18 protein-coding genes are annotated in these 23,653 nt (G+C 62.0%); 9 read left to right on the forward strand and 9 right to left on the reverse strand.

Annotated elements, in window-relative coordinates; translation table 11 throughout:
* Positions 1 to 68: 68 nt before the first annotated feature.
* Together AC0L2A_RS20830 and AC0L2A_RS20835 are read left to right on the forward strand one after the other, a co-directional pair.
* Positions 69 to 1,058, forward strand: a complete 990-nt coding sequence (locus AC0L2A_RS20830) for a sterol desaturase family protein (protein ID WP_473610418.1) — start codon at positions 69 to 71, stop codon at positions 1,056 to 1,058.
* Positions 1,055 to 2,185 carry a GNAT family N-acetyltransferase gene (locus tag AC0L2A_RS20835; protein ID WP_473610419.1) on the forward strand — a complete coding sequence of 377 codons (1,131 nt, stop codon included), beginning with the start codon at positions 1,055 to 1,057 and terminating at the stop codon, positions 2,183 to 2,185. The genes AC0L2A_RS20830 and AC0L2A_RS20835 overlap by 4 nt, the downstream gene beginning before the upstream one ends.
* 92 nt (positions 2,186 to 2,277) lie before the next feature.
* On the opposite strand, the gene AC0L2A_RS20840 is transcribed toward AC0L2A_RS20835, so the two are convergent.
* The 7 genes from AC0L2A_RS20840 to AC0L2A_RS20870 form a co-directional block, all read right to left on the reverse strand.
* Positions 2,278 to 3,597 carry a PQQ-dependent sugar dehydrogenase gene (locus tag AC0L2A_RS20840; protein WP_473610468.1) on the reverse strand — a complete coding sequence of 440 codons (1,320 nt, stop codon included), beginning with the start codon at positions 3,595 to 3,597 and terminating at the stop codon, positions 2,278 to 2,280.
* A gap of 64 nt (positions 3,598 to 3,661) precedes the next feature.
* On the reverse strand, positions 3,662 to 4,747 hold the full coding sequence (locus tag AC0L2A_RS20845) for a c-type cytochrome (RefSeq protein WP_473610420.1): 1,086 nt from the start codon (positions 4,745 to 4,747) through the stop codon (positions 3,662 to 3,664).
* Positions 4,747 to 5,370, reverse strand: a complete 624-nt coding sequence (locus AC0L2A_RS20850) for a cytochrome c oxidase assembly protein (RefSeq protein ID WP_023797787.1) — start codon at positions 5,368 to 5,370, stop codon at positions 4,747 to 4,749. Before AC0L2A_RS20850 ends, AC0L2A_RS20845 begins: the two co-directional genes overlap by 1 nt.
* Positions 5,367 to 5,747: a hypothetical protein gene (locus AC0L2A_RS20855; protein ID WP_473610422.1), complete on the reverse strand. Its 381-nt coding sequence runs from the start codon at positions 5,745 to 5,747 to the stop codon at positions 5,367 to 5,369. The genes AC0L2A_RS20850 and AC0L2A_RS20855 overlap by 4 nt, the downstream gene beginning before the upstream one ends.
* A 7-nt stretch (positions 5,748 to 5,754) precedes the next feature.
* Positions 5,755 to 8,271 (reverse strand): cytochrome c oxidase subunit I, encoded by a 2,517-nt coding sequence (ctaD, locus tag AC0L2A_RS20860; RefSeq protein ID WP_473610423.1) that lies wholly within the window; start codon positions 8,269 to 8,271, stop codon positions 5,755 to 5,757.
* On the reverse strand, positions 8,268 to 9,257 hold the full coding sequence (gene coxB, locus AC0L2A_RS20865; RefSeq protein ID WP_473610424.1) for a cytochrome c oxidase subunit II: 990 nt from the start codon (positions 9,255 to 9,257) through the stop codon (positions 8,268 to 8,270). The genes ctaD and coxB overlap by 4 nt, the downstream gene beginning before the upstream one ends.
* A gap of 258 nt (positions 9,258 to 9,515) precedes the next feature.
* Entirely contained in the window at positions 9,516 to 9,986 is a 471-nt protein-coding gene (locus AC0L2A_RS20870) for a nucleoside deaminase (RefSeq protein ID WP_023797791.1), read from the reverse strand.
* Between the two features lie 151 nt (positions 9,987 to 10,137).
* On the opposite strand from AC0L2A_RS20870, the gene AC0L2A_RS20875 reads away from it, so the two are divergent.
* The 5 genes from AC0L2A_RS20875 (at position 10,138) to AC0L2A_RS20895 (ending at position 17,305) form a co-directional block, all read left to right on the forward strand.
* Positions 10,138 to 10,575 carry a DUF2267 domain-containing protein gene (locus AC0L2A_RS20875; RefSeq protein ID WP_473610426.1) on the forward strand — a complete coding sequence of 146 codons (438 nt, stop codon included), beginning with the start codon at positions 10,138 to 10,140 and terminating at the stop codon, positions 10,573 to 10,575.
* Positions 10,576 to 11,240: 665 nt separating this feature from the next.
* Positions 11,241 to 13,190: a PrkA family serine protein kinase gene (locus tag AC0L2A_RS20880; RefSeq protein ID WP_027151391.1), complete on the forward strand. Its 1,950-nt coding sequence runs from the start codon at positions 11,241 to 11,243 to the stop codon at positions 13,188 to 13,190.
* Between the two features lie 19 nt (positions 13,191 to 13,209).
* Positions 13,210 to 14,520 (forward strand): YeaH/YhbH family protein, encoded by a 1,311-nt coding sequence (locus AC0L2A_RS20885; RefSeq protein WP_473610427.1) that lies wholly within the window; start codon positions 13,210 to 13,212, stop codon positions 14,518 to 14,520.
* 9 nt (positions 14,521 to 14,529) lie between these two features.
* A complete protein-coding gene (locus tag AC0L2A_RS20890; RefSeq protein ID WP_473610428.1) occupies positions 14,530 to 16,152 on the forward strand; it encodes a SpoVR family protein in 1,623 nt (540 codons plus the stop codon).
* A 562-nt stretch (positions 16,153 to 16,714) separates the two neighbouring features.
* Entirely contained in the window at positions 16,715 to 17,305 is a 591-nt protein-coding gene (locus AC0L2A_RS20895) for a DUF1772 domain-containing protein (protein WP_473610430.1), read from the forward strand.
* Positions 17,306 to 17,326: 21 nt separating this feature from the next.
* Here the strand turns inward: AC0L2A_RS20895 and AC0L2A_RS20900 are convergent, their stop codons facing one another.
* Positions 17,327 to 17,533 (reverse strand): hypothetical protein, encoded by a 207-nt coding sequence (locus AC0L2A_RS20900; protein ID WP_027151394.1) that lies wholly within the window; start codon positions 17,531 to 17,533, stop codon positions 17,327 to 17,329.
* A 202-nt stretch (positions 17,534 to 17,735) separates the two neighbouring features.
* Positions 17,736 to 19,730 (reverse strand): protein-L-isoaspartate(D-aspartate) O-methyltransferase, encoded by a 1,995-nt coding sequence (locus tag AC0L2A_RS20905; protein WP_473610431.1) that lies wholly within the window; start codon positions 19,728 to 19,730, stop codon positions 17,736 to 17,738.
* A 261-nt stretch (positions 19,731 to 19,991) separates the two neighbouring features.
* Between AC0L2A_RS20905 and AC0L2A_RS20910 the strand changes: the two genes are divergently transcribed.
* Positions 19,992 to 22,403: a phosphoketolase family protein gene (locus AC0L2A_RS20910; protein ID WP_473610432.1), complete on the forward strand. Its 2,412-nt coding sequence runs from the start codon at positions 19,992 to 19,994 to the stop codon at positions 22,401 to 22,403.
* Positions 22,403 to 23,575: an acetate/propionate family kinase gene (locus AC0L2A_RS20915; protein WP_473610433.1), complete on the forward strand. Its 1,173-nt coding sequence runs from the start codon at positions 22,403 to 22,405 to the stop codon at positions 23,573 to 23,575. The genes AC0L2A_RS20910 and AC0L2A_RS20915 overlap by 1 nt, the downstream gene beginning before the upstream one ends.
* The last annotated feature ends 78 nt before the right edge of the window (positions 23,576 to 23,653 follow it).

The raw sequence follows: 23,653 nt of genomic DNA on the forward strand, positions 1-23,653 counted from the left end.
GGTTTGGCAAGTTTCTTGCTTCGCAATTCGCCGGATGGCCATCTTACGGCCCAGGAGCCACCGCACCGATGTTTTCTGAATTCGCCGGATTGATTGTGGAAAAGCTTTCGAACGTCGATCTGGTGACGCTCGGCCTCCTGTTTTTCACGGCACTGGGGAGCGCGGTGGTCGCTTACTGGCGGACTGTCGAGCATAAATCCCTCAGGGACTTCTTCGATTTCGCTTTCCCGGCGGAAGTCATCCTGCACCCGTCGGCGCGAGCGGATGTCCTATTTTGGGTCACCAAACGGGCGATAATGCCATTCCTGCTCATCCCTGCCGGCGCCACCTTCGTTGCCGCCGTCGGCTATGGGACGCACCACGCAATCGGCTGGCTGCTCGGTATCCAGGCGCCGCTCATCGACGGCCCGGCCGGACCGGTGACGATCGTCATCTTCACCGCAACCATGCTGATCGCCTACGACATTTCATACTATCTCTACCATGTCGCCCAGCACCACTTCCCGTTCCTGTGGGAATTGCACAAAGTGCATCATTCGGCCGAGGTGATGGTGGGAATCACCAAGGATAGGGTTCACCCGCTGGACGACCTGATGAACCGTATCTGGGATGGCGTCATCCCGGGGATCTGCTTCGGCATCTGGAGCCTGATCGCGCTCGATCCAGTCGAGATCGCCATCTTCGGCATCAACGTCTATGTCATCCGCAACATCCTGATGATGGACTTTGTTCGTCATACCCATTTCAAGATTTCGTTCGGCCCGTTGAACAACGTCATCTTGTGTCCGCACTGGCACCAGGTGCACCACAGCATCGACCCTCGCCACTACGACAAGAATTTTGGCCTGCTGTTTTCGTTCTGGGATCGCCTCTTCGGGACGCAGTTTGTCCCGGATCCGGATGAAGACCTCAAATTTGGCCTGATTGATCGCGATGTGCGCGACTATCAATCGCTCTTTGGGCTTTACATCCTGCCGCTCAGGAAGATGGGAGGGCATGTCCGCAGACTGTTCCAGAGGCGTCCGGATGCCATCGCAGAGGATCGTTCCCCTTCATGAACACCATTGTTTCGATTGACGCCTCGAGCGCAGAGCGCCTGGAAGTTGTCCGTTCGGCGGATCGTCTGGCTGCGATCGAAGCCGATTGGGCGCATCTCTGGCATCGCACCGATGGGCTGGTCTTTCAGAGTCATGCCTGGATTTCGGCCTGGTGGAATACCGTAGCGGACCGTGACCAGCGCGCGCTGCGGATCGGCCTGGTCTGGAATGGTGACAGGCTCGTTGCTGTCGTTCCCATGGCGATCCGCAAGCGCAAGGGCCTGCGGTTTCTCGAATGGGCGGCCAGCAGCTATACCGATTACGGCGATATTCTCGTTGCTCCGGAATGCTCGTTATCGGCCCTGCAGGGAGTATGGGCCCGGATCTGTGACGCCGGTGGCTTCGATATTGCCTTTCTCAATCGTCTCTTGCCGGGTGCGGCGGCCCGCAAAATTCTCACTCCGGATACCTCCAGCGGGATCAGGCTTCGCTCCAATCACAGGGAGGAAGTCAGTTATCGCGTCGCCGGACAGTGGGCGAGCGGAGGAGCGTGGTTCGCGGAGCAGTCGAAAAAGACACGGCAGAATTATCGGCGCGGCGTCAAGACGTTGGAAGAAGCCGGCGAAATGAAATTTCGCCTGCTTGCGCCAGACGAGCCACTGCAGCCGGTACTCGACCGGCTCTCTACCCTGAAGCGCAGATGGCTGGTCGAGCGCAAGCGTGAATCGCAACTTTTCGAAGAGGGAGCGCCGGTACTGGCCGCACTTGTTGACGCGCTGGCGCGTGCCGGCGTGCTGCACATTTTCGTACTTGAATGCGATGGCGCAATGGTCGCGGTTTCCATCAACTTCGTCCAGCACCACACCATGATGGCGTTCGTGACCACTTTCGATCCGGATTTCAGCCAGGCGTCGCCGGGCATGATCCTGATGATGGACTACATACAGTGGTCGTTCGATCACGGCTTGAGCACGGTCGATTTCCTGTGCGGCGCAGAGGCGTTCAAGCATAAATTCGCAACGCAGGGCGTTGTCCTGCAATCCGTCCTTGGGACGCGCACGGCGCAAGGCTCGCTCGCTTCCCTTGCCGATCGTATGCGTCAAAGGGTCCGGCACGCACGGGGGCGTGGATTGGTAACGACAGCTTGATTTTCGGCTTTGATCGGCGCCGGAATGCCCTGTCCGACCGGCAATGGCAAGCGGTGCCATATCGCTTCCGGGCCGCCGGCAGCACGAACTGCTCAAAGTGCCGATTGCGTCTGAGCTGGAACGACCCGCCAGATCTTGTTGCCGACATCATCCGCCACCAGCAGGGCGCCGCGCCGGTCTATCGCCACGCCCACGGGACGGCCAAAAGCCTTGTCGTCCTCGCTCAGGAAGCCGGTGAGGATGTCCTGGGGCGGGCCGGAGGGCCTGCCGCCTGAAAACGGCACGAAAATCACCTTGTAGCCGCTGTGCGGCCTGCGGTTCCACGAGCCATGCTGCCCGACGAAAGCGCCATTCCTGTATTGAGGACCGAACAGGTCGCCTGTGTTGAAGGTCAGTCCCAATGAAGCCGTGTGCGCCCCGAGCGCATAGTCCGGCTTGATCGCCTGGGCGACGAGGTCGGGCCGCTGCGGCTTGACGCGATTATCGACGTGCTGGCCAAAATAGCTGTAAGGCCAGCCATAGAAGCCGCCATCCCTCACCGAAGTCATGTAATCCGGCACCAGATCGCTGCCGATCTCGTCGCGCTCGTTGACGACGACCCAGAGCTCACCGCTTTCCGGGTTCCACGACAGGCCGTTCGGATTGCGCAGGCCGGAGGCGAAGAGACGCGTCTGTTTCGAGGCGAGATCGATCTCCAGCACGGCGGCGCGGTTCTGCTCTGCCTCCAGGCCGTTCTCGCCGACATTGGAATTGGATCCGACCGTCGCATAGAGCTTCGTCCCGTCCTGCGAGGCGGTCACGTCCTTGGTCCAGTGGTGGTTCCTCCCCGCGGGCAGGTCGACGATCTTCTCCGCTGGTGCGGTGATCTCGGTCGCACCCTCCTGGTAGGGAAAGGCCACAATTGCATTGGCGTTGGCGACGTAGAGCTTGCCGTTGAGCAGGGTCATGCCGAATGGCGAGAACAGCCCGGTGAGAAAGGCGGTTCTGGTTTCTGCCACCCCGTCGCCGTCCTGATCGCGCAGCATCGTGATGCGATTGGCGCTATGCGTCCCCGCGCCGGCCTGGCTCTGGAAGAAATTGACGAAGAAGCGCCGTATGCTGAAGCCCTCCTCCGGCCTGGGCGGCGCATTGCTCTCGGCCACCAGCACGTCGCCGTTTGGCAACACATACAGCCAGCGCGGATGGTCGAGCCCGCGGGCATATTCGTTGACTGCAAATCCCTGGGCCGCTGTCGGCTTGGTGCCCTGCGGCCATGGCATGGCCTTGGCGACATGGACGGTCGGCAGCCAGGTCGGATTGGGCTCCGGCAGGGTCGGGTTGGGGCCATAGGTCTCGGCGATCGGAACGGTCGCCTCTTCGCGCGACAGGAAGAAGATCGCTCCTGCGGCGATTACGAGAACAATGATCAGCATGAGAAGGGCGGTAGCCAAGTTTTTCACCAGAACCTCGAAAAACGTCGAAAGAACGCAAACGCGCTTATCGCGTTGCGGTTGCCGACGCAGCGGCCGATCGGGAGAAGTAGGCCGCAAGCGCGCGGACGTCGTCGTCCGTCAGACCCTTCGCGGCATTGGCCATGAGATGACCGAAGCGCGTTCCACCCCGCTTTCCCGCCTTGAACAGCCCAAGCTGCGTCTCTATGTAGCGCGCCGGCTGGCCGGCGATCGAGGGATAGAGCGGGCTGCGGTCGTATCTTCCGTGACAGCCGAGACAGGCGGGCACATTGGCCTGCCTGACGCCGCTCTCGGCGATTTCCTTGCCGCGCCGGACAAGTGCTGGATCGCCCCCGCCGCCCGGGCGCATCGCCGGCAGGGCAGCGAAATGCCTGGCCAAGTCCGGCCAGAGTTGAGGCCCTGCCGCAATGGCGGGCAGGCTCATCAACCCACTTGCCCGGCCTTCCTCGGCATAGGCACGCAGGCTTTCAAGCAGATACGCCTCGCTCTGCCCGGCCAGAACGGGTATCGCGGGACCGCGTCCAAAACCGTCCTCGCCGTGGCAGCGGGCGCAATCCGCCAGCGCTTGCGGCAGGGTTCCGGCAGCGTCTGCAGGAGGCGCAAGCCTTTCGCCATAGGCGAGATCGCGATAGGTGGCTTCGTCCAGCGACGGCAGTTCGCGCAGGAAGGCGACCATAGCCCAGACCTCGTCGTCGCGTTCCTGCGTCGGCCAGGCCGGCATGCCGGTGAAACGCACGCCGTGCTTGACGATACGAAAAAGCTCCGCGTCCGACCATTCGCCGACGGCCCCGGCAAGGTCAGGCGGCTGCGGCAGCATTCTCATGACGACAGGGGATCGCGGCTCGCCCGGCGCGCCGTGACAGATGGCGCAGCCGCGTGCGAAATGCCCGGCGGCCGGCTGAATCGCATGGCGCGGCAGAGCCTCTGGAGCGTCGACCGCCAGGGCATAGGTGCGCACAGCCGATCGCATGGCGAAATGGAGGAACCATTCCGTGATCTTCCAGTGGCCGCTCGAGGCACCGACATTGAAAAAGCCGATCCAGGCCGCCAGCACCACGACGAAGGGCAGAATGGCAAGCGCTATGGCGAGCTTCTTCCAGCTGATATGCATCAGACCGTCTTCCGCGGTGGTGTGGCGAGGATGCGCGCGAAAAGCGTCACGCCGCCGGCCAGGTAGACCGCGGCGCCGACCAGAAGCATGATAACGCCGCCAAGTTCCTGATCCTGCTGGGCGGAAAGCGCGATGCCGAAGCAGCTTGTCTCGCCGGTCCCATAAAGCGGCCGTGGGGTCAGCGCCAGCAGCGCGCCGAGCAAGGTCATGTGGATGGACGTCAGAAGCAGGGCGAAGGCGCCGGCGGCATAGCCTGTGGTGTCCGAGCCGCGGCGCGGCAGGCAGGCCAGCCACAGGAACAGCCCGGCGGCAAGGAACGTGACCTGCTCGACAGCGGTGACAAACAGCGAGCTTTGCGCCAGAGCCCGCAAGGCCGGTGCGTGCCAGGACCAGACGACGATGAGTTCGACTAGGGAGGCGGGGAGGGCGAGGGTGAACGCCCGGCTCGCACCTGGTGTCGGGCCGAGCGGGACCCCAATCGCCATCAGCGGCGCGGCGATCGCCACCACTCCCATATGCGCCAGCATGTGCGCCGAAAACGAATCCCGCAAGCCATCGAGCAGCGGCCCGAGCCAGACCAGGGCAAGGACGAGGATGCCGAGGATGAGGCAGGCGCGTCTCACCGGATACACTCCGTCAGGAACAATGCAGGCATCGCGGTGAAGATCACGGCGATGAAGCTGAGACCCGAGAGCAGCAGCGTCGCAAAGCCCTGGAACAGGGTCCGGTCGCGTCCCGTCGGATCGTCGTGCGGCGGATCGTCTGTGCCGAAGCCCCATTGCCGCCAGGCGAGCCATGCTGACAGCGCGATCAGCGAGAGGGCGATCACGGTGGCGGCGGCGATGCCGGCGCGCACAGCGCTGAAACTCAGCCCGACAAGCTCGGGCTTGGCGCAATAGATCGCTGCGCCGATGTAGCAAACAAGGAAATGCGCAGCCCACACCACCGGCGCAGTGAACAGCGTCCACAGTGTCTCGATCTGTTTTGGGACAAGCCACATCGGCGCCTCACATCGCTGCCGGAAAGAGGCCGATGATGGCGAAGGTGGTGACGGCGGCAATCAGCAGGAAATGCCAGTAGAGCACCACATTGCCTAGATCCAGGTCATGCTTCGGCGTCAGTCGGCCGGCCAGCGAGCGGGCCAGGCAATAGGCCTGCATGACTGTGCCGAGCGCTGCATGGGCGAGCACCCAGATCACCAGGATCCAGACGATTGCGGGATAGACGTGGCGCGTCGGGTCCATGCCTGGAGACAATGGCGCGGCCAGGCCTGTGGCGGACGCGGCAACGGTCGTTAGCAGGGACAGCACCAGCAAGCCGCGCATAGTGGCCGTAGCGCCGCGCCTGTTGACCGTGCGTGCCGCCACCATCAGGCCCCACGCCGCAGCGAACAGGCTGGCAGCCACCAGCGACCAGACCGCATCGGGCCCGGCAATCCCCGCGGTGAAGTTGGCATGGATCGTCCAGTAGAAGAAATAGCCGAAGACGAGGCTGGCGAACGCGGTGCCATCGCCCACCATGGTGATGAACATCGCCCACCAGCCGACCGAATCGGAGCCGGAGGCATAAAGCGGCAGGCTGAGGCCAAGGCCGACATCCTTTTCCGGCTTCTCGGGGATTTCGCCAGTGCCCGTCCAGAGCCAGTAGATGACTGCGCAAAAGCAGATGATTGCGGCCAGCGCCGTCGCGATCCACCAGTGGAAGGTAAGCGCGATGAAGGCGCCTCCGAGCGAAAGAGCCGAGACGATGGTGACATGGGAGGTGCCGCCGACCCGCAGCACCTGGACGGGTTCGGCGTCGAGCACGGTGGTGACCAGTCCCTCGCGCCATCCCTCTTCCGCGTCGGGCAGATAATAGCGGCCTTCATTGACTTTGCGGGCAAGGTCCTTCTGGTCCCACAAGGGGTAGCGGCTGCGCACGATGGGTATCGAGCGGACGCCCCAGTTCTCCTCCGGCTCGGAAATCCATTCCAGCGTGCCGGCATTCCACGGGTTGAATTCGCCGCGCGGCTGCCGGTGCTTTGGCCTGAGCACGTCGAAGACGACCACCAGCACGCCCGCGGCGAAAATGAAGGCTCCGGCCGTCGAGATCAGGTTCAGCCAGTTCCAGCCGATTTCGTCTGGATAGGTGAAGACGCGGCGGGGCATGCCGCGCAAGCCGCTCAGATGCATGGGGAAAAAGGCGATGTTGAAGCCGCAGAACATCAGCCAGAAGGCGAGCCGCCCCAACCCGTCTGAGAGCTTCTTCGCGTCGATCAGCGGGTAATAGTAATAGAGCCCGGCCACGACCGGGAAAAGCATGCCGCCGATCAGCACATAATGGAGATGCGCAACGACAAAATACGTGTCGTGGGCCTGCCAGTCGAAGGGTGCGAGCGCCACCATGACGCCCGTCAGGCCACCAATGACGAAGATGGCCAGCCCTCCGGTGCCGAACAGCATCGGGGTCGAGAAGATCACCCGGCCGGCCAGCATGGTGGCGATGAAGACGAAGATCTGCACGCCCGTCGGGATCGCCACCGCCTCGGAGGCCGCCGAGAAGAAGGCCAGCGAGATCTGCGGCAGGCCTGTGGCAAACATATGGTGCACCCACAGGCCGAAGGAAAGGAACCCTGTCCCCACTGCCGCGAGCACGATCCAGGAGTAACCGACGATCGGACGCTGGGAAAAAGTCGGCACGATCATGGCCATCAGCGCGATCGCCGGCAGGAAGATAATGTAGACTTCCGGATGGCCGAATATCCAGAACAGATGCTGCCACAGCAGCGGGTCGCCGCCGCGCGCTGCGTCGAAGAACGGCCAATCGAACATCAGTTCCATCTCGAACAGGAGGTCGCCGGCGATCAGCGGCGGGAAGGCGAACAGGATCATTCCGGCAACGATCAGCAGGTACCAGGCGAAGAGCGGCATCAGGTTGATGCGCATGCCCGGCGCGCGGCATTTCATGATGCCGACGATGAGTTCGACGGCGGCCGCGATCGAGGCGACTTCGATGAAGGAAAGGCCGAGCAGCCAGATGTCGGCGCCAATGCCGGAGAACTCCTTGTCGGTGGCGAGCGGCGGATACATGAACCAGCCTGCCGACGGCGCCGCATTGAAGAAGATCGAGCCGCAGACGAAGATACCGCCGAGCAAAAAGCTCCAGAAACTGAAGGCTCCGAGGCGCGGAAACGGCATTTCGCGGGCGCCCAGCATCGGCGGCAGGAGGAAGATCGCGACCGCCTCGAAGATCGGCACCGCGAACAGGAACATCATCACCGTGCCGTGCAGGGTGAAAGCCTGGTTGAATAAGTCGGCCGAGAGGAAGTCGTTGTCGGGCACGGCGAGCTGCAGTCGCATCAGCAGCGCGAGCACGCCGGCAAACAGCATGAAGGCGAAGGCGGCCGAGCCGTACCAGAGGCCGATCTGGTAATTGTTCACCGAGGTCCAGTAGCGCCAACCGGTCGGATTGGCCCACACAGCGCGCAGCCGCTGTTCCTGCGCCTTGTATTCTTCCGGCGAACGCTCCTTGACCGCAGCGCTCATCGCAGGCCTCTCAACCAGGCGGCCATGGCGCGAATGTCGTCCGGCGGCAACATGTCGAAGGCCGGCATCCTGGAGCCGGGCTTGATCAGCTCGGGCCGGGCGATGAAGCTGGCGACGGCGTCTTCGGTGTTGGGCAGGATTCCGGCTGCGACGGTGGCGCGGGAACCGATATGCGAAAGATCCGGGCCGATCAGGCCGCGCGCATCGGTGCCCGCGACGACATGGCAGGACCCGCAGCCATGGCGCAGGAACAGCGCGCCGCCGCTTGCGCCGGCCCCTTCCGCGGGAATTGCCTGGGCGGCAAGCCAGGACCGGAAGGCTTCGGGCGCCATGGCGACGGCCGAGAGCGCCATCAGCGCGTGAGACGTGCCGCAATATTCCGCGCACGGGCCGCGGAATAGACCAGCTTTGGTGGCCATGATCGAAAGCCTGTTGGTGCGGCCGGGGATCATGTCCATCTTGCCGCCGAGCGGTGGGATCCAGAAGGAATGGATCACATCGGCGCTTTTCAGGGTCAATTCGACCCGCTCGCCGACCGGCAGCCTGATCTCGTTGGCAGACGCGACCGGCGGTCCCAGAGGAGGGTGATAGACAACTTCCCACCAGAACTGCCTGCCGGTGACTTCGATCCGCAGGGCGGCGGGGCTCGCCTGGGCGAAGGGCCGAAGGCCAGGCATCAGCCACAGCGCATAGGCGAGCAGCGCACAAAGCGTGACCGAGGGGAAGACTACGCCGCCCCAAAGGATGATGCTGCTGGCAGACTTTTCGGCCAGCCTGCGGCGATTGACGAGGGCTGAATGAAGAAGCAGGCCGACCACGCCCAGCCAGATGACGGTGCCGCCGCTTAGCATGACCCAAAACAGCATTTCTATCTGCTGCGCTTCCGCTCCCGCGGACTCAAGTGCCGACTGAGTGCTCGTCTGGGCGCCGGCAGAGCCGCTCGCGAGCAACAATGACGCAGCTGACAGGCTGAAATATCGACCCATTTGCAACCCCTCCGCGGTAAACCGGCGAGAGGGGCGGAAGGTTCCGGGCAACTGAGCGTTCGAACTGGCGGAATGAACGTGTCGGTCGAGTCAGTGGACGGTTTTGCGTGTCGGCGGTTTTGCGCGCGAGTCGATGGCTTCCTGCAACAAGACGCGGGCCTCGCGTGTCAAACCTTTGGGCCAGAAGTGGCCGGAGCTCATGGCGCCGCAGAGGCTACGAATTCTTCACCGACAGCAGTCCTTTATGATTGGTTTCTGTCACCAGAAATCCTTGTGGTCGGTTACGATCTCTTCTTCGAGTTCAGGGAATGGGCCACGGATTGCTACATGGCGCCGTCCGGCGGCGAACACCTGATGACAGCTCAGATCGAGGGTCAGATTCTCCGAATTGTCTCCGGTCAGCTCGGCCAGCCGCCTTTCGCTGAGTCCGTAGACCACGGTGCCGATGCCGGCCCAGTAACAGGCCCCGGCGCACATGCAGCACGGCTCGACCGAGGTCACCAGCGTGCATCGCTCGAGAAAGGTCGGGTCGTATTGCTGCGCAGCCGCGCGGGCCACGTTTGCCTCTGCGTGGCCAACGCCGCGATCCCGCGCGTAGGTGTTGCCCGACGAAAGCAGCACGTCGCCTTCCGGCCCGACCAGGAGCGCCCCGAAAGGATGATTGCCACTCGCCCGGCTCTCGGTGGCGATCTCCACGGCGAGACGTAGATATTCTGTATCGCTCTTCATGGCCGCCTCCTTGGGGTGCCCGTTCGTAACTGTACGCGTAAAGACCTCTTGGACAATTTTCAACGCGTGACGAAACAATTGCGCTCGATCGCCGTTTGCGCGTCATGAAGGGCATTTTGGGCGGGTGTTGGATTGCCCAGAGGAGGCGACGATGAGCGCAACCGGCTTGGAAGTTTTTGACAAAACCCTGCAGACGACAAACATCTGGCTGGACGAGATCATGGCCGATCACGGGCCCGACAGGCGCGTGGCCTGGCATATGCTGGGAGCCGTTCTACGCACCTTGCGGGATTGGCTGCAGATTGAACTGGCTGCCAATTTGGGGGCTGAACTGCCGCTTCTCGTGCGCGGAGCCTACTATGATCGGTATCGGCCGCGTGATCTGCCGACGAGCAGCCGTTCGTTGGAGGATTTTTTGCAGCGGGTGGCCGAGGAGATGAAATCCACTCGACCGGTGAATCCCGAGGATGCGACGAGATCCGTGTTCAAGGTACTCGCCAGGCATGTCGACCTCGGCCAGTCGGCCGAGGTGCGGGACGCGTTGCCGAAGCAGATCCGGGCGCTTTGGCCCGAAAGTGTTGGAGTCTAGCAGCAAGACCAAAGTCGGGCCTGCCGATGCGGTTCTCAACCGCCTCCGCCCCCGCGGTCGTTTTCCTCGCGATACAGTCGCTCGGTGGCCCGATCGCTTTCTCTGCGCTCTGCAGGCCCACGGCGTCGCCACGTAAGGAGTGCGTAGGCGAGCAGGATTGCCAGCAGTAGCGGGCCTCCAGCAACGACGATCAACCACATGCTGTTCTCGAACATGGAACATCTCCTTTCCCTCGTTACCGAGCAGGAGCGAAACCGTTGCTCCCGGTGCAGGGTTGGACACCGCAGTGCAGCTCTCTTCGCCGAATGACCAGTGATTCGCCATTCAACTGCTGAACGCGGGCAACTGCTGAGCGCGGGCAACTGTTGAGCGCGGGCAACTGTTGAGCGCGGGCAACTGCTGAGCGGGCGGTTTATTGCTTCAGAAAGGCAACTTGTACCCAGCGGGCTGTTGCGCTCGGCAAGCGCTGGTGGAAGAATGGACTTCCCTCGGAAACGTTCCATTGTGCGAGCCATTCGCTGGCTGACTTCCAGGCGTTCACGATATCTGTCTGCACCCCTAACATCCGGTCGCAGACGCACTACGTGTAATAGGGAACCACAAAGGCTTTCCGACAGTTGAGTGAAGAGGCGACAGCAACCAGACCGGCCGGGGCGAGGAATACCATGCGCGAGAACCACTCCGACGTCTTCGATCTGTTTTCGGAGATTTACACCAATGCGGCGCAGGAGGAGATAAGCATCCAGCAATATCTCCTTGCCTGCCGCGAGGATAAATCGATGTATGCTTCGGCGCCCGAGCGGATGGTCGAGGCGATCGGCGAGCCCACCCTGATCGACACCAGCATGGATGAGCGGCTCGGCCGCATTTTCTCGAACAGGACAATCAAGGTCTATCCCACCTTCGCCGAGTTCTATGGCATGGAGGACACGATCGAGCGCATAGCCGGCTATTTCCGCTATGCCTCTCAAGGGCTCGAGGAGCGCAAGCAGATTCTCTATCTGCTTGGCCCTGTCGGCGGCGGCAAGTCCTCGCTCGCCGAACGGCTGAAGAAGCTGATGGAGGAGCGCCCGATCTATACGCTGAAGGTCGGCGACCAGATCAGTCCGGTTTTCGAATCGCCGCTCGGGCTTTTCAATCCTGACCGCATGGGCGACCTTTTGGAGGACAAATACGGCATCGCGCGGCGCCGGCTGAACGGTCTTATCTCGCCATGGGCGGCCAAGCGCCTCGACGAACTGTCCGGCGACATCTCCAAGTTCAGCGTCGTCAAGCTCATGCCTTCGCGGCTACGCCAGATAGGCATCTCCAAGACCGAGCCAGGCGATGAGAACAACCAGGACGTTTCGGCCCTGGTCGGCAAGGTCGACATAAGACAGCTCGAGCATTTCAGCCAATCCGATCCGGACGCCTATTCCTACAGCGGCGGCCTGAACCGAACCACGCAGGGGCTGCTCGAGTTCGTCGAGATGTTCAAAGCGCCGATCAAGGTCCTGCATCCGTTGCTGACCGCTACCCAGGAAGGCAGCTACAACGGTACGGAAAACTTCGGATCTTTCCCGTATCAGGGCATCGTAGTAGCGCACTCCAACGAATCGGAATGGCTGCAGTTCAAGAACAACAAGAACAACGAGGCATTCCTCGACCGTATCCTGGTGGTCAAGGTGCCGTATTGCCTGCGGGTCACCGAAGAAAGGCAGATCTACGAAAAGCTGCTGCGCGAAAGCGAATTGGCCTCCAGTTCCTGTGCACCGGAGGTTCTCGACATTCTCAGCCGGTTCACCGTCTCGACCCGTCTGGCCGAGCACGACAATTCGCCGCTCTACACCAAGATGCGCGTTTATGACGGCGAGAACCTCAAGGACATAGATCCCAAGGCGAAGTCGGTTCAGGAATACCGCGATGCCGCAGGGGTCGATGAAGGCATGACCGGCGTCAGCACGCGCTTTGCCTTCAAGATACTGTCGCAGACCTTCAACTACGACACCAAGGAAGTGGCCGCCGATCCCGTGCATCTGATGTACATTCTGGAGGAGGCGATCAAGCGCGAGCAGTTCCCCAAAGAAACGGAAGCCGCCTATCTCGACTTCATAAAGTCGGAACTGGCCACGCGCTATGCCGAGTTCATCGGCCATGAAATTCAGAAGGCCTATCTGGAATCCTATAGCGAATACGGCCAGAACCTGTTCGACCGCTACATCGCCTATGCCGATGCCTGGATCGAGGACCAGGACTACAAAGACCCCGATACCGGCCAGATCCTCAATCGCGAGGTGCTCGACAACGAACTGTCGCAAGTCGAAAAGCCGGCCGGCATTGCCAACCCCAAGGACTTCCGCAACGAGGTCGTGAAGTTCACGTTGCGCGCCCGGGCGAGGAACCATGGCCGCAACCCTTCGTGGACGAGCTATGAAAAGCTGCGCGAAGTCATCGAGAAGCGGATGTTCGGCCAGGTCGAGGATCTGCTCCCGGTGATCAGCTTCGGCTCCAAGCAGGACAGCGTAACGGAGAAGCGGCATACCGAGTTCGTGCATCGGATGGTCGGACGCGGTTACACCGAACGCCAGGTCCGCCGACTGGTGGACTGGTACATGCGGGTGAACAAGGCGGGCTGAGTCCGGCCGGGATGGTTCCATGCCGATCTTTGTCGATCGCCGACTGAACCCAAAGGACAAGAGCCTCGGCAACCGCCAGCGCTTCCTGAAGCGTGCGCGCGAAGAGCTGAAGCGAAGCATCCGGGATCGGATCCGTACCGGCAAGATCGCCGATGTCGACAGCGAGCACGCCGTCTCGATGCCAGCGAGGGGCACAGCTGAGCCGAGCTTCAGCGACGCGAAGGACAGCGGCAGGCGGCAGCACATCCTGCCGGGCAACAAGCATTTCGCCCCGGGCGACCGGGTTCCGAAGCCCGGCCAGGGCGGCGGCGGCTCATCTCCCGGGAAAACGGTCTCGGAGGACGATTTTCGTTTCGTGCTCTCGCGCGAGGAGGTGCTCGACCTCTTTTTCGAGGATCTCGAACTTCCCGACATGGTCAAGCTCAACCTCAAGGAGATACTATCCTTCAAACCGCGCCGCGCCGGGTTCGCGGCGACCGGTTCGCCGACCAACATCAATGTCGGGCGCACGATGCGAAACAGCCATGGTCGCCGGATTGCGCTAAGGCGCCCCAAGCAGGTTGAACTCGATGCGATTGCGGAGCAACTCGCAATCCTGGAGGCCGAGCCGCAGAGCGCGGCGCCGGCACGCCAGCGGATTGCAGCGCTGCGGGAGGAGCTTGAGCGACTTGAGCGCCGCCGCAAGCGGATCGCCTATGTCGATCCCGTCGACATCCGCTTCAACCGTTTCGACGCCCAGCCCGTACCGAACGCCAATGCGGTCATGTTCTGTCTCATGGACGTATCCGGCTCGATGGGCGAACGCGAGAAGGATCTGGCCAAGCGCTTCTTCGTGCTGCTGCACCTGTTCCTGAAACGGCGCTACGACCGCACCGAAATCGTCTTCATCCGCCATACGCACGAGGCGCAGGAGGTGGACGAGGAAACCTTCTTCTACAATACGCAAAGCGGCGGCACGGTTGTTTCCACGGCACTCGAGGAAATGCACCGCATCATCGCGCAACGCTATCCCAGCAACGAGTGGAACATCTATGCCGCCCAGGCGTCGGACGGCGACAATTTCGTCACCGATTCTGAGCGCTGCATCGGCCTGATGGACGGCCAGATCATGCGCCTGTGCCAGTATTTCGCCTATGTCGAGATCATCGACGAACGTGAGAGCCATATTTTCGGCACCACCGACAATGGAACCTCGCTCTGGCGCGCCTACAGCGTTGTCAACCAGCGATGGCCGAATTTCCAGATGAGCCGTATCGCCAACGCAGCCGACATCTATCCGGTCTTTCGCCAGCTCTTTGCCAGGCAGCCGGTCTTGCAGAAAAGCGCTTGAGGGGAGCCGATGGCGAACCAGACCATCAAGTCGGGCCAGACCAGCAAGTCGGGCCAAACCAGCAAATCAGGCCAAACCGGCAAACCAGGCCAAACCAGCAAATCAGGTTTGCTCTTTTCGGGGTCCGACTGGGATTTCAAGACACTGTCGCGCGCCTACGAAGCGATCGAGGCGATCGCCATCGAAGAGCTTCATCTCGACATCTATCCGGTGCAGATGGAGATCATCTCGTCCCAGCAGATGCTCGACGCCTATTCCTCGGTCGGTATGCCGCTGATGTATCGCCACTGGTCCTTCGGCAAGCATTTTCTCTACCAGGAATTGCTCTACCGCAAAGGCGGGCGGGGGCTCGCCTATGAGCTGGTGATCAATTCCAATCCTTGCATCGTCTACCTGATGGAGGAAAACACCATGGCCCTGCAGGCCCTGGTGACAGCTCATGCAGCGCTTGGCCATAATCATTTTTTCAAGAACAATCATCTGTTCCGGCAATGGACGGACGCCAGCGCGATCCTAAGTTATCTGGACTTTGCCAAGGGTTACATTGCCCGTTGCGAGGAGCGGCACGGCGTTGCCGCGGTGGAGGCGATCCTCGATGCGGCCCACGCGCTGATGGAACAGGGGGTCTTCAGATATCGCCGGCCGCCGAAGCTGTCGTCGGAGCGGCAGCGTGTAGGCGTTCGTGAGCGCCTGGAGTACGAAGAGCGTTCTTACAACGATCTGTGGCGCACGCTGCCGCCTTCGAAGGGTGGAGACAATGTTGGGGAAAAGAATTCCGACATCGCGGAGCGAAAGAAAACGCTCAAGCTGCCCGAGGAGAACCTGCTTTACTTCCTGGAAAAAAACAGCCTGGTCTTGGAGCCCTGGCAGCGTGAAATCGTCAGGATCGTCCGCGTCGTCGCGCAATACTTTTATCCGCAGCGGCAAACGCAGGTGATGAACGAAGGCTGCGCCACCTTCGTGCACTACACGCTGATGAACATGCTGTTCGATCGTGGCCTGATCAGCGAAGGCGCGATGCTGGAAATCCTGCGCAACCATTCGAACGTGATCTTTCAGCCGGGCTTCGACGACCCGCGGTTTTCCGGCATCAATCCTTATGCGTTGGGCCTCGACATGATGCAGGACATCCAGCGCATAGCGACCGAGCCGACTGCCGAGGATCGTGACTGGTTCCCCGATATCGCCGGCAACGGCGATTGGCGCGAAACCCTGCTCGACGCGTGGGCGAACCATCGCGACGAATCTTTCATCCGCCAGTATCTGAGCCCGGCTCTGATGCGGAAGTGGCGGTTCTTTGTCCTCGCCGACGCCGCCAGCGAGCCGCATTACGAAGTCGCGTCGATACACAATGAGCGTGGCTACGAAAAGATACGCGCCGGGCTCGCCCAGAGCTACGACATCGGCGCGAGCCGGCCGGATATCCAGGTGGTGGATGTCGATCTGCTCGGCGACCGGCAGTTGCGATTGGAGCACAAGGTGAAGAACGGCATCATGCTGGAGGAGGCCGGTCGCGACGCCACGCTGCGCCATATCCGGACCCTGTGGGGCTATGAGGTCAGCCTGGCGGCGATCGATGCGCAAACCGGCGGGACGCTCAACGAACGTTCGACCAGCCAAATCGGGGAATGACCAAACCGGAATGGCCGGCGACGGCATCGTTCTACTGTCGGGTTTTTACTCCTGGGTCCAATGCTCCGGGGTCGAATGCTCCGGGTCCAATGCTCTGGCCGTCGGACCCGGAAAGGTCGGTTCCGTAGGAATCTCCGGTGGTATATCGGGAGGAATTTCGACGGGCTGCCTTTCGGGGCTGGGAACGGGATCAGGCGAAGGCGGAGGAACGCCCGGAGGCTCACCAGGCGGAGTCTCCGGCGGAGCAGGAGGCCGGGCCGGCTCAGGATTGGGATTATCCGGTATCGGCACGGGATTGTTCGGGTCTGGATCAGGATCGGTCATCGGAGACTCCCCGAAGCTTGCTTCACATCTCCTCGGCGCCAATGTGTTTCCACTCAACAGCTCCGGCGCCAATGAATAGCTCGTTCTCGCTGTCGACCCCGGCCTAGACGTGGATCGTTCGCAGCGGCATGTGTCTCCTTCCGTTTGCTCGGAGGAGGATCATCCAGGGTGACAACCATCGCGCCGAACGATGGTTCCATGCCTTGGCGGTGGGGCTCAATGCCAGCGGCGTTGAATAATGGAGCGGCGGCTCCACCTTCGTCGCCTTTACCGCGTCGGCGAGCACGCTATGTACGCCGCGTATTGCCAAGACGGTTCAGGGAGGAACAGCATGCGCGCGTTCATGATTGTCACCCTTCTTCTGGTCGCAATCGCAATGGCGCTGTCGCTCGCACACGCGTTGGAGTTGCCCGGCAAGTTGCGCCTCAAGGAGGCCACCTACAAATCTGTGCAGGAGATCTACTATCCCGGCTTCACGATCGGCGGGTTTGCCGAGATCGGCGGCATCATTGCACTCGCCATCCTGCTTTACCTCACGCCCTATCCAGGCGGTCGATTCTGGTGGACTTTGGCGGCCCTTGTCTTCCTGGTGGCGGAACATGCGACCTATTGGCTGGTAACACATCCCGTCAACAATTTCTGGGTGCAGGACGTCGCAGTGTCGAAACCAGCCGCGACGTTTTTTTCAATGCTCCGCCGGAAGCAAAGCGGCGACTGGAAAGACTTGCGCGATGTTTGGGAAGCCTCGCACGTCGCCAGGGCAGTCCTGGCGATGCTGAGCCTGATCTCGATTGCTGTCGCCGCGACATTTTATGCCGGGAGTGAATAGCGCGTGGGATGCGCAGCGACGCTACTTGTTCGTCCGCATCTTTTGTCTTGGATTGATCCCGCCAAGGGCGTTCGTGTCGTTCTCGACATCGCCCTCGATGGTGTTTTCGCCTTCGAGTACGAGTTCGTCGCCTTCCTTGATCGTGCCCTTCGAGGTGCCGATACCGGGATTGTTCCTCAGATCGGCATCGCTCGGCTTTTTCCACTTTGGATGTTTGGTTCCGCTCATGGCACAACTCCTTCGAAAAGGGTCCTGTTCTAAAGGGCGTCGCGTTGAAACGGATTCAATCGACGCGCTTTAAATCTTTGTTTTTATGCATGTCGTTGTCCCAAAACCGCTGCGCACTTTTGGGCGACATGCACTAGAAACAGCACGGCGCGATGAATGTTCCGCCGAAACTCACCTTGACGCGGCCTTGTCCGCGAGGCGGCTAGAGCCCGAACGGATAGGTGTCGGGAACGCCGGTTCCGACATGCTCCGGCCCAAGCGGCGTCACCGCGACGGTTTCGTCAAACCAGACGAACGCGTCAAACTGCTGGGCAAGAGAGGCATCCGCGTAATGGCTGCGCAGTTCGGTTTCCGGCCGATAGATCACGCCGATGAAGCGCTCCAGCCGACGCTCCAAAAGCCGCTCGCGCAACGTATCGTCGCGCTTGATATCGAGCAGGAAACGCGAGACGCCGCTATCATGGCAAAGCCGCTCGTAGCTATCGTTGTGGGAAGGCCGCACCCGCTTGATTTCCATCTCGCTGTCCCAGTCGGAGGCCGCGGCGACTGTCCCGGAATGCGTGCCGAGCCCGATCAGGGCTGCCTCGTCGCCGAAGCGCTGGCGGCAGAACTGGCCGATGTTCACTTCGTCCCTGACAATCCCCATTTCGGTGTAGCGGGCATCGCCGATATGGGAATTATGCGCCCACACGACCGCCTTGGCGTTGGGGCCGCGAGCTGCCAGCAGATGCTCGAGCGTCTCGAACATATGGGTATCGCGTAAATTCCAGGACTGCGCGCCGCCATAATACATGATCCGGTAGTAGCGTTCCGCGGAAGCGATCAGCCGGGCATTCTGGGTGGCATCCATGAAATCGACGCCGTCCTGCTGGGCATAGTCGAGTTGCCTGGCAAGCAGTTCGCGGCATTGTTCGAGCACGGCCTGCTCGCATTTCTCGTAGCCGGAGGTGAGCGCGACACGGCCGTAGGTGGATGGTTCATGTTGCCAAGGCGTCAGGCAGCCATAGCGTTCACGCGCGATGTTTGCTGCCTGCGGATCGACCCGGTCGAGATATTGCAGAACCGCGGCGATCGATCCGCTCATATTGTAGATGTCGAGGCCATAGAACCCGGCCAGCCGAGACGATAGCCTGATGCGTTCATTGTGATGTCGCATCCAGTCGAGGAACGCGGCAACGTCGGTGTTGCGCCACATCCAGGTGGGAAACCGCTGGAACGGCGGATCGGCGTTGGCGCGTGGCGGCCGATGGCGGACGTAGCGGTCGATCGCCGCTGCATCAGGCCAGTCGGCCTCGACAGCGACGATGGTGAAGCCGTGCTTCTCGATGAGCCTGCGGGTGATCGCGGCGCGGGCCCGGTAGAACTCCGACGTGCCGTGGCTCGCTTCACCGAGCAGGACGACGCGCCGGTCGCCAAACCGGTCGAACAATGCGCCGAACGCCGGATCGTCGAAGTCCGGCAGCGGTTCGGCCGCCGCCGCGATCATCTCGGGCAGGCTGCGCGTGCGTGCGCGTCCGGACGGACGATCATTCGCGATACGGTTGCCGCTCTCGGGCCAGCCCTGCTCGCCGATGAGCGGGACAAACCGCACGCCGCCGAAATCCTCCTCGCTGTAAGTCGCAGCGCCGGTTCGGGTGACCTTGAGAAGGCGCTGATCATGCGGATCGTCGCCGACCGGGATGACGAGCCTGCCGCCGACGTCGAGCTGTTCCTGAAGCGCAAGCGGCGCACCGGGTCCGCCGGCGGCGACCAGAATGGCGTCGAAGGGCGCCGCGTCGGGCCAGCCTTTGGTGCCATCGCCGGTGCGGACTTCGATATTGTCGTAGCCAAGCTCTTGGAACCGCTGTCTCGCCGTTTCGGCCAGCCCGGCATGGCGCTCGATCGTGTAGACGCGTTCGACGATCCGGCTCATCACGGCAGCCGCGTAGCCCGAACCGGTGCCAACCTCCAGGACATGGTCGCCCGGTCCGATTTCCGCCATCTCGATCATCAAGGCGACGATGTAGGGCTGCGATATCGTCTGCCCCTCGGCGATCGGCAACGGCCCGTCCTCATAGGCGAATTCTTCAAAGCCGGGAGCGACGAATGCCTCGCGCGGAACCTCGCGCATCGCTTCCAGCACCTCGCGGTCATGGATGCCACGGCGGCTGAGATGGACTTCGACCATTCGGTTGCGTGCGTGGGAAAGATCGAGCATCTTTTTGCTCCTCTTGCGAGCTGACAGCCCCCCGATTGTCCCCTGATCGTGCCCGACGGCTTCTCGGGTATGCGCTCGGCCTCGGCAACTCATGTCCGGCGGCTAGTCTCCTTAACCGTTGGCGAGCTTCCAGGTTCCTGCAAAAGAGCGATTGGCGGGCGAAAATGGCGGCTCCAGCCGAACTTATTTCCGTAAGAATCCTTTCTCCAGAGCGATGTCACTCCAGATATCGACGGGCGAACGCATTCTGGAGATTTTTCGATGAACGACGAGGCTCAAAAAGCTGCGACCACAACGGGCCTTTATCAGATCGATCTCATGGACCGCTATTGGCGGGCCGCGAACTACATTTCGGTTGGCCAGATCTATCTGATGGATAATCCGCTGCTGCGCGAGCCGCTGAAAGCCGAACACGTCAAGCCGCGGCTGCTTGGCCATTGGGGCACGACGCCTGGCCTCAACTTCATCTACGTCCACCTGAACCGCGTCATCCGTCAACGCGGTCTCGACGTTCTGTTTATCTGCGGCCCGGGTCATGGCGGCCCGGCGATGGTGGCGAACACCTGGCTTGAGGGCAGCTACAGCGAAATCTATCCCGAAATCGGCCAGGGCGAAGACGGGTTGAGGAAACTTTTTCGGCAATTCTCGTTCCCCGGCGGAGTGCCGAGCCACGCTGCTCCGGAAACGCCCGGCTCGATCCATGAAGGCGGGGAACTGGGATATGCGCTGGTCCATGCTTTCGGCGCGGCCTTCGACAATCCCGATCTGGTGGTCGCCTGCGTCGTCGGCGACGGCGAAGCGGAAACCGGTCCGCTCGCGGCGGCATGGCACTCCAACAAGTTCCTCAACCCGGCATCCGACGGCGCTGTCCTGCCGATCCTGCATCTCAACGGCTACAAGATCGCCAACCCGACGATCCTTGCCCGCATGGATGACGTGGAATTGCGAGCCCTGTTCGCCGGCTATGGCTACGAACCTTTTTTCGTCGAAGGTCACGAGCCGGTTCCCATGCATCGGTTGATGGCCATCAAGCTGGACACCGTGCTCGACAGAATCCGCTCGATCCAGGAGCGCGCCCGTACGCCGTTCTGGCAAGGAGAGCGTCCGCTGTGGCCGATGATCGTGCTGCGCAGCCCGAAGGGGTGGACCGGCCCGAAGGAGGTCGATGGCGAGAAGGTCGAGGATTTCTGGCGCTCGCATCAAGTGCCGGTGTCGAACGCCCGCAGCAATGCGGGACACCGCAAGATCCTCGAAGACTGGATGCGGAGCTACGAACCGGAAAAGCTGTTCGACGACAGCGGGCATCTTCTTCCAGAGCTGGCGGCGCTTGCGCCAACCGGATCCAAGCGCATGGGCGCAACCCCCTATGCCAACGGCGGACTGCTGAAGCGCGACCTCGTGCTTCCCGATTGGAAAAGCCTGGCGCTTGATGTGCCGCGTCCGGGTGGCGCCAAGGCCGAGGCGACGCGGGTTCTCGGGGGCTATCTTCGCGACGTCATGAGCCTGAATGCGCAGGCCGGGAATTTCCGGCTGATGGGGCCGGACGAGACATCCTCCAACCGGCTTGACGAGGTATTCGAGGTTACCGACCGGGTCTGGATGCAGCGGATAGAGCCCTATGACGTAAAACTCTCCCGGGACGGCCGCGTCATGGAAGTGCTCAGCGAGCATCTCTGCCAGGGATGGCTGGAGGGCTATTTGCTGACCGGCCGCCATGGCCTGTTCTCCTGTTACGAGGCGTTCATCCACATCGTCGATTCCATGGTCAACCAGCATGCGAAATGGCTGAAGACATCCCGCGAGCTTGCCTGGCGCGAGCCGATCGCTTCCCTCAATTACCTGCTGACCTCGCATGTCTGGCGGCAGGATCACAATGGCTTCAGCCACCAGGATCCGGGCTTTGCCGATTTCGTCGCCAACAAGAAGGCCGACACGGTCAGGCTCTATTTCCCGCCGGATGCCAACACGCTGCTGTGGATCACCGACCATTGCCTGAGAACCTATAACCGCATCAACGTCATCACCGCCGGCAAGCAGCCGGCGCCGCAATTTCTGTCCGTCGACGCCGCGGAGGCCCACTGCAGGGCGGGGGCGGGAATCTGGGAGTGGGCCGGGACGGTTGCGGAGCGCGAGGATCCGGATGTGGTCATGGCCTGCGCCGGCGACGTGCCGACACTGGAGACGCTCGCGGCCGCCGACATTCTGCGTTCGGCGCTTCCTGACCTGAAGGTTCGCGTCGTCAACGTGGTCGACCTGATGACGCTGCAGTCGAATTCAGAGCATCCGCATGGCTTGGCGGACGAGGATTTTGACGCGCTGTTCACGAAGGCCAGGCCGGTCATCTTCGCCTATCACGGCTATCCCTATCTCATCCACCGCCTGACCTACCGACGCGCCAACCATGACAACATGCACGTGCACGGCTTTCGTGAGGAAGGCACCACGACGACGCCGTTCGACATGGTCGTGCTCAATGAGCTCGACCGCTACCACCTGGCGCTCGCGGCGGTCGAACGCGTGCCTGGGCTCGCCGAACGGGCGAAAGACCTTGCCGCCGAACTTCACGGGAAGCTTGCCGAACACAAGGCTTACGTCCGCGAGAACGGCGAAGACATGCCCGAGATCCAGGAGTGGAACTGGCCCGAGAACAGCGCGACGAAGGCTGGCGATTGATGCGACAGGCAATTCTGGCACTGAACGCCGGCTCCTCCAGCACCAAGTTCGGACTATACGATCTGGAACCCTCCGCCGAACTGCAGCTTGTCTCGCGTGGCAAGCTGGATCTCGGCGATGCGCCGAGGCTCAGCGCGAAAGCGGCTGACGGAACCATGCAGTGTGATCGGCCGCTTGCCGCAGACGCACGCGATGCGGGCATCGGCGATTTGCTGCGCTGGATCGAGAGCGAACTTGGCGGCAGGAAACTGGTCTGCGCCGGTCACCGCATCGTGCATGGCGGGCGCGAGTTCGTCGAACCCGTCCGCCTGACGCCGGTCGTGATCGAGGCTCTGGACAGGCTGACGCCGCTTGCGCCGCTGCACCAGCCCCGCAGTCTCGCGCCGATCCGCACACTTGCGGCGCTGCGGCCGGATCTGCCGCAGGTCGGCTGCTTCGACACCGCCTTCCATCAGACGATCGATCCGATCGTCAGCCGCTTCGCGCTGCCGCGCAAATACGATGCGGACGGAATCCGCCGCTACGGGTTTCACGGACTTTCCTACGAGTACATCGCCGGGCGGCTCAAGGCGATATCGCCGGCGCTTGCAGCGAAGCGGACGATCGTCGCCCATCTCGGCAACGGGGCGAGCCTGTGCGCCATGCGCGACGGGAGAAGCGTCGACACGACGATGGGCTTTTCCGCGCTCGACGGCCTGGTCATGGGCACGCGTTGCGGCGCCATCGATCCGGGCGTGCTTTTGTACTTCGTCCTGGAAAGAGGCATCGCCGGAGAGGCTCTGCAGCATATGCTCTATGAGCAATCCGGGCTGCTTGGAATATCCGGCATCTCGGGCGACATGCGCACGCTGGAAGCGAGCGACGACCCCCACGCCCGCGAAGCGGTAGAGCTTTTTGCCTTCAGGGCGGCACGGGAAGCTGCCGCGCTCGCCAACACGCTGGGCGGCCTCGAATGCCTGGTGTTCACCGCCGGCATCGGCGAGCGCTCGGCGCCGGTCCGCAAGGCAATATGCGAAAGGCTTGATTGGCTTGGCGTGGCGATCGACGAGCCATCCAATGCCGCCCATGCCGGGATCATAAGCCAACCGGACAGCAAGGTCGAAATACGCGTCGTCGCGACCGACGAGGAGAGCATCATTGCCCGCCACGCGCGGGAGCAAGGGGATGCTTGATAACGCAATCAGCGGCGCGTTTTCCAGGGCAAGGAACCCTGCGCGTCCGCGACCGTTTCCCCTATCTGATGACCTTGG

This window comes from Mesorhizobium sp. WSM4844, assembly GCF_055811775.1.